General features: G+C 34.0%; 12 protein-coding genes. 4 read left to right on the forward strand and 8 right to left on the reverse strand.

The window, feature by feature from the left end:
- Positions 1-104: 104 nt before the first annotated feature.
- Both AC1RNE_RS03520 and AC1RNE_RS03525 read left to right on the forward strand, forming a co-directional pair.
- A complete protein-coding gene (locus AC1RNE_RS03520) occupies positions 105-725 on the forward strand; it encodes a septal ring lytic transglycosylase RlpA family protein (protein ID WP_492799656.1) in 621 nt (206 codons plus the stop codon).
- 34 nt (positions 726-759) lie between these two features.
- Positions 760-1,659 carry a DUF58 domain-containing protein gene (locus AC1RNE_RS03525; RefSeq protein ID WP_492799657.1) on the forward strand — a complete coding sequence of 300 codons (900 nt, stop codon included), beginning with the start codon at positions 760-762 and terminating at the stop codon, positions 1,657-1,659.
- 29 nt (positions 1,660-1,688) lie between these two features.
- On the opposite strand, the gene AC1RNE_RS03530 is transcribed toward AC1RNE_RS03525, so the two are convergent.
- The 3 genes from AC1RNE_RS03530 to AC1RNE_RS03540 form a co-directional block, all read right to left on the reverse strand.
- Positions 1,689-5,432 (reverse strand): ATP-binding protein, encoded by a 3,744-nt coding sequence (locus AC1RNE_RS03530; protein ID WP_492799658.1) that lies wholly within the window; start codon positions 5,430-5,432, stop codon positions 1,689-1,691.
- 236 nt (positions 5,433-5,668) lie between these two features.
- Complete coding sequence (gene metF / locus AC1RNE_RS03535) at positions 5,669-6,622, reverse strand: methylenetetrahydrofolate reductase [NAD(P)H] (protein ID WP_492799659.1); 954 nt, start codon at positions 6,620-6,622, stop codon at positions 5,669-5,671.
- A 96-nt stretch (positions 6,623-6,718) separates the two neighbouring features.
- Positions 6,719-7,012, reverse strand: coding sequence for a hypothetical protein (locus tag AC1RNE_RS03540; RefSeq protein ID WP_309918972.1), 294 nt, complete (start codon positions 7,010-7,012; stop codon positions 6,719-6,721).
- Between the two features lie 242 nt (positions 7,013-7,254).
- On the opposite strand from AC1RNE_RS03540, the gene AC1RNE_RS03545 reads away from it, so the two are divergent.
- Entirely contained in the window at positions 7,255-7,653 is a 399-nt protein-coding gene (locus tag AC1RNE_RS03545) for an Hsp20 family protein (protein ID WP_492799660.1), read from the forward strand.
- Positions 7,654-7,733: 80 nt separating this feature from the next.
- Here the strand turns inward: AC1RNE_RS03545 and AC1RNE_RS03550 are convergent, their stop codons facing one another.
- On the reverse strand, positions 7,734-8,210 hold the full coding sequence (locus tag AC1RNE_RS03550; protein WP_492799661.1) for a hypothetical protein: 477 nt from the start codon (positions 8,208-8,210) through the stop codon (positions 7,734-7,736).
- A 226-nt stretch (positions 8,211-8,436) separates the two neighbouring features.
- Between AC1RNE_RS03550 and AC1RNE_RS03555 the strand changes: the two genes are divergently transcribed.
- On the forward strand, positions 8,437-9,582 hold the full coding sequence (locus AC1RNE_RS03555; RefSeq protein WP_492799662.1) for a lactonase family protein: 1,146 nt from the start codon (positions 8,437-8,439) through the stop codon (positions 9,580-9,582).
- Positions 9,583-9,661: 79 nt separating this feature from the next.
- Here the strand turns inward: AC1RNE_RS03555 and AC1RNE_RS03560 are convergent, their stop codons facing one another.
- From AC1RNE_RS03560 to AC1RNE_RS03575, 4 genes are all read right to left on the reverse strand, one after another.
- The gene (locus AC1RNE_RS03560) at positions 9,662-9,865 is read right to left on the reverse strand and encodes a DUF3098 domain-containing protein (protein ID WP_492799663.1); all 204 of its coding nucleotides are present in this window, start codon (positions 9,863-9,865) and stop codon (positions 9,662-9,664) included.
- Between the two features lie 55 nt (positions 9,866-9,920).
- Entirely contained in the window at positions 9,921-10,802 is an 882-nt protein-coding gene (locus AC1RNE_RS03565) for a cell division protein FtsX (protein ID WP_492799664.1), read from the reverse strand.
- Between the two features lie 122 nt (positions 10,803-10,924).
- Entirely contained in the window at positions 10,925-11,515 is a 591-nt protein-coding gene (locus AC1RNE_RS03570) for a bifunctional nuclease domain-containing protein (RefSeq protein ID WP_309918956.1), read from the reverse strand.
- A 159-nt stretch (positions 11,516-11,674) separates the two neighbouring features.
- Complete coding sequence (locus AC1RNE_RS03575; protein ID WP_492799665.1) at positions 11,675-12,640, reverse strand: electron transfer flavoprotein subunit alpha/FixB family protein; 966 nt, start codon at positions 12,638-12,640, stop codon at positions 11,675-11,677.
- Position 12,641 lies beyond the last annotated feature (1 nt).

A 12,641-nucleotide genomic window follows, 5' to 3' on the forward strand; every position in this document is an offset into this window, starting at 1 on the left:
AAAATTTATATTTTTATTTCGCCCGAAAAAGGCTAATTTCGTATTCCAGTTTTGGTAGATAATGTGTAGAAAGCCACTAAATTAAAACCACTAAATCACACAAAATGTCAAAACCACTTCTAGGAATTATCATAATTCTCAGCCTTTTCTGTTCTGTTAGCCATGCACAAAAATTAGGGGATGAATCTTTTGGTATTTCTTCATTCTATGCTCAGTATTTCTATAATAAACCTACCTCGACGGGTGAAATACTTCAACGAAATCAGTACACTGCTGCCCACATGACATTGCCCTTTGGCACGATGCTGGAAGTAACAAATCTTGCCAATAAACGTTTTGTAATTGTAAGAGTAAACGACCGCGGTCCGTTTAAGCCTGGAAGGATTATTGACTTAACCGAAAATCCAGCAAAGTGGCTAAAAATGACGAATAAGGGGCTTACAAAAGTACGTTTAAAAGTGGTTGGCTTTGACGGTGATATTATGCTAGAGCCTTTCGACTCGCTAAGACTGACTGCCCCTCCGCATTTTGAGCCTAAATTTTATCAGAAAACGAAGTTAAAATATCATCGCTATTATCGCCTCAAAAAAAATTGGCAAAAAAGAAAATATCCAAACCTCAAACATCGACGTTTAAAGGTAAATTCTTATTTAAGGAAACTTTCTAAGCAAAGAATCAAAGCGCGGAAATTAGCGAAAGCAACTCCTAAAAAGCCAACTAAATAATGTTAGTTCACTCAACAAAGTTTTAAAATAATTTATGGATTTAGCACAAATACGCCAATATGGAAATATAGAATTTTTAGCCAAGCAAATGGTAGAAGGTTTTATTACGGGTCTTCATAAATCACCATTTCACGGTTTTTCAGTAGAATTTGCAGAGCATCGTTTGTATAATAATGGCGAAAGTACTAGGCATATAGATTGGAAGGTATTTGCAAAAACGGATAGGCTTTACACTAAAAGATATGAAGAAGAAACAAATTTGCGTTGTCATTTAATCATTGACACTTCTTCTTCGATGTATTATCCAGAGAAAAATAATGGTAAAATTGTATTCTCTACCATGGCAGCAGCAGCTTTGGCATATATGCTTCAAAAACAAAAAGATGCTATTAGCTTAATTACTTTCTCCTCAGCTGTTGAGATTCAAACGCCTGTCAAATCAACGCCTTCGCATATCCATAAAATCTTTTTGGATTTAGAAAATTTACTTCAAAAACCTAAAGAACATAAAAAAACGGAAGTGGCGTCGGTAATTCACCAGATTGCTGAAAACATTCATAAGCGTTCGTTAGTAATCATTTTCAGCGATATGTTTGATGATATTGATAATTCAGAAAAGATTTTTTCTTCTTTACAACACCTGAAACATAACCTGCACGAGGTATTGATTTTTCATGTGACAGATAAAAAGACAGAATCTGACTTTGAATTCGATGACCGTTCTTATGAATTTATTGATTTAGAAACCAACGAAACCATCAAGTTGAATCCTGCTCAAGTAAAGGTTGATTATCAGAAAACTTTGCATCAGTTTTACCAAGAATTAAAACTGCGTTGCGGACAATATAAAATTGATTTTATTGAAGCTGATATTGCTGAAGGGTTTGAACAAATCCTTACATCGTATTTGGTAAAAAGAGGAAAGATGAAGTAAAAGTATTTTACTTCATCTTTCAATCAATATTAAGGGGCTAATGGCAAGGTAAAGAAGAAGGTAGTTCCTTGGTTCTCTACAGTTTCAAACCAAATACTTCCTTTGGCATTATCTACCACCCATTTTGCTAAGGCCAAACCAACACCCGAGCCTTGGGTTTTCGTTGAATAGTCCAGCATAAATATTTTTCCACGGTGTTCTTCCCGAATCCCTACCCCATTATCTTGAATGCTGAAAGTAACGGCTTCAATGCCTAACTCAACCACAATCATTACTTCGGGCGTTTTAGTGGAAGGCACTGATTGAATAGCATTCATAATCAGGTTTTTGATAATATTCCCTGTTAGCTGACGGTCGCCAATTACTTTTACGGCTTTGTTTGGCACAATCATTCTTAGTTCTAACTGAGAATCATCTGTGAATAAATTCACTACTTTTCTGGTCTCATGGGCAAAATCAAATACCTCACTTTTAGGAATTGGCAATCTGGCAAAATCTGAAAAAGAAGTAGCAATGTAGGAAAGGTTATCAATCTGCCCTGTTAACGATTCTATCTGGTCTTTCACTTGCGCTAAATCTAATTCTGTTCCTCTTGAGAGCTTACGCCAAAGCAATTGTAAAGACAATTTCATGGGTGTAAGTGGATTCTTAATTTCGTGAGCCACCTGTTTAGCCATTTGTTGCCATGCAGATTGCTTATTCGCATCTGTGAGCGCTACTTTAGATTCTTCAAGTTTTACCAACATTTCATTGTAGGCTTTTACTAAAACGCCTATTTCATCATCTGAGCGCCATGAAAGTGGCTCGCTTGGCTTGCTTAAATCTACCTTCCTTAATTTATTGGTAATCATCTGCAACGGGACAATCAATACATTAGAAGCTAAGTACGAAAACCATAGTAAAATCAAGAAAATGGTAGTAAACGTATTTAGCATTGAGCCAATTACGGAACTTACCTCTTTTGTGAAGTATGTTTTTGAATCGTAAAATGGTATACAAACAATTCCGAGCAATTTACCTTCATTTGATTTTAGCTTTAAGTAAGAAGTTTTGAACGATAAATCACCAATGGTTTCATCCAACATCACTTTCGAGTCCTTTTCTTCCATCAGCTTGATATAAGCTATTGGATTGATATAATTAGAAAGGAATCCATTTTCAAAACTGAACGGTTTGTTATTAGCCAATAAATGACCTTTGGTATCAAAAACGCTTATGTATTTTTTGGTACTAGTAGAAATGCTATTAATCGTATCAGATAAAAATTGTTTACTCATTTTGCCTTGAGCGAATCTATCAACTGCGGGCATTAAATTAATGCCTATGCTCTCTGTTTGATTCAGATAACCATCTTGTTGACTTTCCGAAAATTTGGCACTGATGATGGTCAGCGTGATACTTACTACTAAAATCAAGGGTAACAAAAACGCAATATTGAGGTATATTTGAATCTTGCTGGCAATGTTGATATTCATCATCGAAAAGCCATAGTGTAAGGCATAACATAAGATGACGATAATGATGGTAAAAACTAATATCAAAAACAAGAATGAGAAATTGGCATAGATTGAAGCAATACTTTGCGATTCTGAAGAAACAACGATTGCTTTGCCTTTGTTATTAACAAAACCAATGTGCTTGTAGCCATTTTCTTCTATGCCATCTTGGAAAATCTCTTCTCCTTGTAGTACATCGCTAGATAATTTTCCTTCGTAGTTAAAACCTTCTCCACCAGTTTTTAACATCTTTCCATTTTCATATACTGCAAAACTATAAGCACTGGCTTTTAACTTTGTTCCCGTAAAAATTGGAGATTCATCATTAATATCATTAGAAAGCTGAATTTTCCGCTTTAAATCCAGAATAATATAGCCCGCTGATGTATTTTCTTTATTCAGAATCGGGATGAAATTGAAATACTGTTTGTTAGCATAAGCTTCTAAGTCGTTTACAAAATATATTTTTTCATTTTTTGTGCTATATTTTGGCAACCTAAACATCTTCTCGAAAGTCTGATAATTTTCTATTTCATCATTATTATCAAGCGACTTGCCAGTACTATCAAACACAAAAACTTGAACATCGTAATAAGAAAAATAATTATCCAACAAATTGTGCTTTACATAGTTTCCTACTTGTTCTTTCGGTAGAAAGTCAGACTTCATTAAATCAATAATAGCCGAATCTCTGCTGATTGAAAGGCTTGCCTTGTTTAAAAGAAACTCAGCCTTTTCGTCATTTTCATCGAAATAACGTTTGGCAAACTGTTTTTTATGGTTGAAATCTTCCTGAATATTTTCTTGATAAACCACATAATTGCCTATGCCTGCACAAACTAAAGCTCCACAAAAGAAGTAAATAGAAGTTTGATAACGGAAAGTATATAAATAGCGTGGAAAAGACGTGTAAAAAAGAACAAACAAATAAATGCTGTAAAGTCCAAAAACAAAAATACTGAAGGTTGAGAAAATCAAAACAAGAAGACTAGTAAATACCAAAGCAATCAATAAGGAAATATACATCCATCTATCGTTGCGTCTATTTAGTTTTATAATCAGGATGACTAGGAAATGACTGCTTAAAAAATAAATTAATGCAATTAATACATAGGCTAATAATGAAAACAATACCAAAGGTTTTTCCCAAATATCAATGTTTAAAGCCAAGCTAAGTTCATTGTTGGATTTTTCATAAATATCGCCTAAAAGCCCATATATAAACTGAGTAAGGACAAAACTACATATCAATAATACTACAGTGGTAATTTGCTTAATAAGGTGTGGTAAGTTCATCAACCATAAATAAGCCCTCATTTTGTAGTAATAGTTCACTAAGTAAATTAATATAAAAACGAAAATGAGTAAGTTGATAATTAAGTCGCCCAACGATGGCGACAAAACAGACGAACTGAAATACTTAGGATTAAAAAGGTCTGATTGGTAAAGTGAAAAAGGGATTGAATAAAAAAGCGAAATACTTCTTAATACTATCAGGAATCCTATTAAAATAACAAATGCTAACCCATGTCGATGGCTATTGTTTAAATACCAAAGCCAAGTAAATAAGTAAATAATTGCAAAAAATACACACAGCAAACCACTAACAATTACTGAGGCTGAAATGATATAAATCTGGAAATTGTCACCTTGTTCAGTAGCAATGGAAAATAAGAATTGCTTGGATGTGGTATAAATATTAAGGCGATTGTTGGAAGAAGGCGTAATGGAAATATCTTGGGCGTCTGTTCTGAAAATTTTTGTATTGTATTGTTCTCTTAGTCCATTTACCCTATATTCATTTGAATAATACAAATTCAATACTGAGAAGATTTCAATATTATTCTTCCCCGCTGATATGGTTCTGCGATTTACAATTGATTTACCAGTTTCTAACAATATTCCTTTTGTAGTATAATTGCCTTTGATTAATGAATAGTCTGGAACAAATTGGTTGTCTGACCAAAAAATCAGCTTGCCGTTGTTAAAGATAAAGTATGGGTATTCGGTTTTAGTAAACAATGAACCAAATCTAAGTTCTTTTAGATTATTGATGATACTGCTTACTTTATCTAAATCAAGGTTTGATTTTTGGATTTCTTTGCTGACTTTATGTTGAATATCAGATAAATACTTTTCTTCAAATGTATTGCCTTTGTCGTTTTCAATCACAACATACAATAAAGATGTTAAGCCAAAACACAAAAAAGCAAAACTCAGAAAGAGGTTTCTTTTAAGGAAAAGAGAGATAAGAATTTTAGTAAATGTATGATTCATAACACTTTACTTGTGAAGAGCCCACTATTATACCTAACATTTTGATAAATGCTTTGACACAACAAATAAGACTGATATGGATATATTTTATATTATTGAAAAAGAGGATTCATTCGTTCTATCAAAAATAGTGTATTTTTTCAAAATAACTTAATCTAGACTAAACAAAAAGAAGAGTCTTATTATGTATAAAAGACTCTTCTTCAAAAAATACAGTATTACTGCTAAAATTTAATTTAAAAAATTGCTGCTGCAATCTTTTTTGTACTTTCAGATTTACTCATGGTATAAAAATGTAAGATTGGCGCATCAAAAGCTATCAATTCTTTACATTGCTGAATACACCATTCAATCCCTACTTGTTTTACATCTTTATCTGTTTGGCATTGCTCTACTGCTTTTACCAAATCTTCGGGCATGTCTAAATGGAAGATTCTTGGCAACACTGTCAATTGTTTTTTTGTTGCCAAAGGCTTTAAGCCTGGAATAATTGGCACATTAATTCCTTCTTCACGACATTTCTTTACGAAATCAAAATACTTTTGATTATCAAAAAACATCTGTGTAACGATATAATCCGCCCCTAATTCTACTTTCTTTTTCAAGTAAGCAAAATCTGTATTAAGGTTGGGAGCTTCAAAATGTTTTTCTGGATAACCTGCCACTCCGATACAGAAATTGGTTGGCGAAGCTTGTGTTTCTTCGTGCAAAAGCTCTCCGTTGTTCATTCTTACTACTTGTTGTAGTAAGTCGCTTGCATAGGCATGCCCTCCTTTTTCAGGTGTAAAAGCTGGATTACCCTTCACAGGGTCGCCACGAAGTACCAATACATTATCAATGCCTAAATAATGTAAATCAAATAAAAAGTCTTCTGTTTCTTCTTTCGTAAAACCTCCGCAAATCACATGAGGAACGGCATCAACATTAAAACGATTCATCAAGCTAGCACAAATACCGACAGTACCTGGGCGTTTACGAATAGGAATTCTATCTATCTGACCGTTCACAATTTTCTCTAAAAATTCTTCACGATGATACGTTACCTCAATAAAAGGCGGTTTAAATTCCATCAAAGGCTCAATATTACTCATTAACGATTGTATGCTTTCCCCTTTTACTGGCGGAATAATCTCAATTGAAAATAGCGTTTTGCCTTTGGCTTGCTCGATGTATTGGGTAATTTTGGTCATAATTAATATATATAAATCTCCGACTTTCAGGTGAATATCTTCATCAAACAGCCGTACATAGCATTAGTTTATATTTTGTACAAAGGTAGGCAAAACTTATAGAGTCAAAAACTCCTTTACTAACATTTCCCATTCCTGAGCTAGCGAACCTACAAAAACAGTTGATTTAGCACGCGTGTACCAATATTTGGCATTCCAATTATCTCCTTCTTTTCTGTGTAAGTAGGCATGCAATTGATCATATTTTTTTGAACCTTCATTGCTTTGGGCTATTTCATGGGCTTTTTCCCAATCTTCATTCGCATCATACCAAAGTGCAATTAACAATTCATGAACCGAGGTTGGTGGGGTTGGATGAGTTAGTGTTGCCTTAAATTCAGGGTAAGTCATCGAAGTTATCATTTAAATGAATCATAAAGTTACATACTATGTAGTAGCAAATAAAAATGCTATTAGGCTATTTGTATGCTAAATGACTTATTTATTGTAGAAAATCACCTATACTAGACAAAATGTCTTGCCTATTATTTAAAACAAGCCATTTTGTCTTACCAAAACAGCTGGTATAAGATTTGAAAGGATATAGTAAAGACATTCAACAAATTCGTTTTAACCTTTAAAGCGTCAACAAGATGAAGAACTATAAAATAGAAATTCCGAAAAATATACTAGCAGACATTGATTTTAACAATACCCTTAACGGTGGCAGAGTTGAGCCAACTATTGAAGTAAATCTAACAGATGAAGCTTTTGAAGTATATGTAAAAATAGCAGGTTTGAGCGCAGACCATTTGCAAATGGATGTAGAAGACAATATTTTGTGGTTATATACTTTGCAACCAGTTTTGAAAAAAGCGGAGAAAGAAGAAGCACAGAACTTTGTACCACAAACGATGGGTCATATTATGTTGCCCAACTTTGTTGATTTAGATAATATCGTTGCCAGATACTACAACAATCAATGGAAAATAGTAATGCCTATTGATGAGCACCGAAAAGGCTTCAAGAAAAGAATAGAAGTAGAAATTTAAGGAAACAAACTAGCTATATATATAAGCCCTACGAAGTACGCTTCCGTAGGGCTTTTTGTTTTTGTATAATAAATATTGTTCTAGAACGTATATCTGAATGACAAAGCGATTTCATCAGCCCAGAAACTACTATAATTTACGATATTAATAGCTGGTTTCCAGTCTAAACTGATTGCTAAAGGAATTGTTCTTGCATAAGCTTCTAAACCAAGGATACCATCTAAACCTAATACGGTCGTTTGGTTTCTATCTAAAAATCCTGGACGATTATCACCCCAAACATACACGTGACCACCACCACCAATGAACCAATTAAAGTCTCTAGAATTAAAAGCCCTGCCATGTACTTCATAAAGACCTGTTAAACCAAAACCTTCATAACGGAATGAACCAATCAATTCTACTGCACTTTTTTCGTTTACAAAAGTTTTAAATGTAATACCATTAGTATTACCTAAACGAATACCTAACGCTGATTTGTATTGCCCTTGAGCTTTTACAGAAGTACTTACACCCAATAAAACGAGTATAAAAGCACTGAATAATAGTTTTTTCATGCGATTGTTGTTAATATTTTAATCAAATCTCTTTTTTAAATTATTGTACCAAAGATTATCTCGAAAATTTGTAGAAAAAACACCCCACTATCCTAGCAGGACGCCATCTTGAAACATAATTTATCAGAATTGAGTAAAAATTAATCCCTACAATACTCTATAAGTAAAAAACAAAAAATACTTATCTTTTCAAAAATTATCATTAGTCATCCTAAATCTTCTCTCCATGAAAATCAGCACTAAGTTTTTATTCGTACTGCTTGTACTATTTCAATCCTTTGCTTTTGCTACTAAAATATCTAAACCCATAGCACCCAAAGAATTTTATTTATTGGTAGGTACTTATACCTCAGGAAAAAGCGAAGGAATTTACGTCTATAAATTCAACAGTGAAACAGGAAATTACCAAGCTATCAGTATTGCAAAAGGCTTGAAAAATCCTGCTTTTTTAGCTATCTCTCCCAATCAAAAATATGTATATTCAGTAGGCGAATTTAACAACGGTGGTGCGGTATATGCTTTTGAGTTTGATAAAGCAAAAGGCGTATTAAATCAATTGAGTACTCAGTCAGCTAATGGTTCAGGACCTTGCCATGTGGCTGTTGATAAGACAGGAAAATGGGTAATTGTGGGGAATTATGGGGCTGGTAGCCTAAGTGTTTTGCCTGTAGAAAGTAACGGTGGTGTAGGCACTGCCATTCAGACGATACAACATGAAGGGAAAGGAGTGAATGAAACCAGACAAGAAAAGCCCCATGTGCATTCTATTAATATTGCTCCTAATAATATAGACGTATTTGTACCAGATTTGGGAACTGATAAAATTGTCACATACCAATTAGACAATACTACGGGAAAACTAACTGCTGGAAACCCTCCTTTTACAAAAGTACAGGATGGAACTGGACCAAGACATTTTACTTTCCATCCGAACAAAAAGTTTGCTTATGTGATACAAGAGTTAAGCGGAGAGATAACAGGCTTTAACTATCAAAAGGGAGATCTCAAGGCTTTTCAAACTATTTCAACCTTACCAGCAGATTATACGGGGGGGAAATCGTGTGCAGATATTCATATTTCGCCTGACGGCAAGTTTCTATACGGGTCTAACAGAATCCATGATAGCATTGCTATTTATGCGATAGACCCTAAAACAGGTACACTTACTTATATCACGAATCAATCTGTTTTAGGTAAAAAACCTAGAAATTTTATCATTGAGCCTACAGGTAAATTTGTTTTAATTGCCAATCAGGATAGTGATAATATTACCATTTTTGAGCGCGACCCTTTGAAAGGAACCCTAACATCAACAGGTAAAGAGATTTCGGTACCTAATCCTGTTTGTTTAAAAATGATGAATATTAATTAAGAAGCATTGCTAAGGAAATATAAAAAACGCTCTTTAACTTATTGGTTAAAGAGCGTTTTTATATATAAATCTTTCTTAACTACGATTTTCTTAAAATAGCAAAAAATTCAATCGTAAAACCTGCCAATACAATAATTGGCCCTAGTGTTAAACCTAAAAACCCAAAGCCGAATTCTTCTTTATCTTGGCTCATGATAAAAAATCCGATAAGGATAATGGCTATTCCTAGCAACATGATTAAGTAGTTTGTTTTTCCAAAAGGGAGTTTATCTTTATTAGTCATTTTATATTTTTATTTTGAATTTCAAATGAAAGTTGATTTTGTATTTTTTTAATCCTTAATATAGCTCGTCTAATGATAATCGTAAATATCTTTCAACAGATTGGAATGTGCTTAGGATACCCATCAACGTTCCAATAATCAAGATACCCAAGAATAAATAAATCATTTTATCCATTTCCTGCAACAGTACCAGTCCTTCTACTTTACGAACAGCTAGTTGTTGAAGCAAAATAAGCAATGAGCTTGCCACTAATCCACTAGTAAGCCCTTGCAAAGCTCCTTTTATGATAAATGGTTTGCGAATAAAACCATTTGTTGCTCCTACTAATTGCATACTTCTGATTAAAAATCGCTGAGAATACAATGATAGTTTAATAGTATTGTTGACTAAAATGATGATAATCAACAGCAACAACATCACAAAAACTGAAAGTACGAGGTATATTTTTGAAATATTTTTATTTACCTCTTCTACAAAATTTTCAACATACGCTACTTCATGAACGCCAGGAATTATTTCTAGTGCTGTTTTAATTTCTTTTAATTTGACATCATTAAAATACTCTTGTTTAATTTTTACAGCATATAGGTTATGAAGAGGATTATTATCGCCTAATAGTTTTCTATAATCTTCGCCAGATTCCTCAATAAATTGTTTAGCTGCTACTTCTTTAGAAATAAAATTGATTTGAGGAGAATTATCTTTCAGCAGAACAAACTCTTTTTTTGTCAACAATTTGTAGATTGAATCAAGTTTGCTGGTAGTTAAATCGTCATCTAAATATACTTGTAACTCTACGTTTTGTTTTACCAATTCGGCCAATTTACGAGCATTCAGCGTTAACAAACCACACATTCCGATTAAGAAAAGTGCGATTGTTAAGCTAATAACGACCATTACATTCGGCGTACTTCCTAATTTCTTTATTTTAGCCATATCATCTTGAGGCAAAGATTACAAACAAATTTACGATTTTTATATCGCAATGAAAGCCAATTAACGCTTTTTAACAAAAAGCCATCTGAGGTTTTCAGATGGCTTTTTTTAGAATCCTTTGTTTAATTTCTTTTATCTAGTTCGTCACGAATTTTCGCAGCCTTTTCATATTCTTCGTTAGCAAGGGCTTCTTGCAACATTTTATTAAGCTGTTCCACTGGATTTTCTTTCAAAATCTCTCCAAAAGTCTTTTTAGGCTTAATTTCTGGTTCAATATCATCAATTAAAGGGTCTTTCGACGATTCGTTGGTAGAAATACCTGCTTCCGACAATACATTTTCAAAGGTATAAATCGGTACATTAAAACGTAAAGCAATAGCGATGGCATCCGATGGACGCGCATCAATATAAGTATCTTTAATCCCGTCAGTACAATGAATTCTAGCGAAAAAGACACCTTCTTTGATGTCGGTTATTGAAATTTCACTCACAGAATAATGAAAAGTACGAGCAAACGCTTTGAATAAATCATGAGTCATCGGGCGGTTAGGCTCGATTTTCTCAATTTCAATGGCAATTGCTTGGGCCTCAAACATGCCAATGATGATAGGTAACCTTCTGGGACCAAACTCTTCTCCTAATATCAATGCGAACGAACCCGTTTGAGATGAACTAGGAGACAATCCTAATATTTCTAATTTTATTTTTTCCACTTTACAAATATATGCTTTTAATAATTGGGGTTTTCATTAGCAAGTAACAAAGATATAAACCCCGATAAATTTAAAAAAGTTTTCTGGATATTCATTCAAAATAAAAGACCTGTGACATTTAAATTTCACAGGTCTTTTAAATAATCCTTGTAAAGTTACTTATTTTGATGCTAAAACGGCTTTGGTCAGTCTCGGTAAAATATCAAAAACATCTCCTACGATACCATAATCTGCTGCTTTAAAGAAAGGAGCTTCTGGGTCTTTATTAATCACCACAATTACTTTTGATGAATTAACTCCTGCCAAATGTTGAATAGCTCCTGATATACCAGCAGCAATGTACAAATTAGGAGAAACCTTGATACCCGTCTGTCCAACGTGCTCATGGTGAGGACGCCAGTCTAAATCAGAAACAGGTTTTGAACAAGCCGTTGCTGCCCCTAAAGCATTCGCTAAGTCTTCAACAATACCCCAGTTTTCTGGGCCTTTCAATCCACGTCCAGCAGATACTACTAAGTCGGCCTCTGGTAAGGAAATAGTGCTTGATGCTTTATGAGTTTCAATTAGTTTTACACCAAAATCGCCATCATTTAATGCTGGTGCAAATACTTCTACGGTAGCCAAAGCATCCGTTTCAACAGGACTCACTGCATTTTTCTTAATTGCTATGATTTTTTTTTCACTTTTCAGTGACACACTAGCAAAAGCCTTACCTGTATAAATGCTTCTAGTTACCACAAAACCATTCGCTAAATTGGGCAACGCCGTTACATTAGAAACGATTGATGCCTTTAATTTGCCTGCTACCCTAGCAGCAACGGCATCTCCCAACGATGATTTTGCTAGCACAACAATATCAGCACCTTCAGTATTAACGGCCTCAGTCAACACAGAGGCATAAGCTTGAATATTTGAAACCGCTAAACGAGCATCATTGGCATGAAGTACTTTGCTTGCACCAAAGTTACCTGCCTTCGCTAGTTCGCTTTCAGATGCTTCGCCAATGGCCAACACCGTAGCAGAAGTACCTTGTAACTTAGCAAGTTCTGAGCCATAAAAAACGGCTTCGAGCGAAGATTTTTTTATCGCTCCATTATCTAATTCTGTGAATATTAAAACAGACATT

The organism is Arcicella sp. GW822-FHT02H01 (assembly GCF_058802005.1).

What these genes read in the sequence shown, in the direction of transcription:
- AC1RNE_RS03575 (WP_492799665.1), bottom strand. Translation starts at nt 12,640, where the DNA reads ATGTCTGTTTTAATATTCACAGAATTAGATAATGGAGCGATAAAAAAA.
- AC1RNE_RS03530 (WP_492799658.1), bottom strand. Translation starts at nt 5,432, where the DNA reads ATGAATCATACATTTACTAAAATTCTTATCTCTCTTTTCCTTAAAAGA.
- AC1RNE_RS03540 (WP_309918972.1), bottom strand. Translation starts at nt 7,012, where the DNA reads ATGACTTACCCTGAATTTAAGGCAACACTAACTCATCCAACCCCACCA.
- AC1RNE_RS03555 (WP_492799662.1), top strand. Translation starts at nt 8,437, where the DNA reads ATGAAAATCAGCACTAAGTTTTTATTCGTACTGCTTGTACTATTTCAA.
- AC1RNE_RS03565 (WP_492799664.1), bottom strand. Translation starts at nt 10,802, where the DNA reads ATGGCTAAAATAAAGAAATTAGGAAGTACGCCGAATGTAATGGTCGTT.
- AC1RNE_RS03550 (WP_492799661.1), bottom strand. Translation starts at nt 8,210, where the DNA reads ATGAAAAAACTATTATTCAGTGCTTTTATACTCGTTTTATTGGGTGTA.
- metF (WP_492799659.1), bottom strand. Translation starts at nt 6,622, where the DNA reads ATGACCAAAATTACCCAATACATCGAGCAAGCCAAAGGCAAAACGCTA.
- AC1RNE_RS03525 (WP_492799657.1), top strand. Translation starts at nt 760, where the DNA reads ATGGATTTAGCACAAATACGCCAATATGGAAATATAGAATTTTTAGCC.
- AC1RNE_RS03520 (WP_492799656.1), top strand. Translation starts at nt 105, where the DNA reads ATGTCAAAACCACTTCTAGGAATTATCATAATTCTCAGCCTTTTCTGT.
- AC1RNE_RS03545 (WP_492799660.1), top strand. Translation starts at nt 7,255, where the DNA reads ATGAAGAACTATAAAATAGAAATTCCGAAAAATATACTAGCAGACATT.
- AC1RNE_RS03560 (WP_492799663.1), bottom strand. Translation starts at nt 9,865, where the DNA reads ATGACTAATAAAGATAAACTCCCTTTTGGAAAAACAAACTACTTAATC.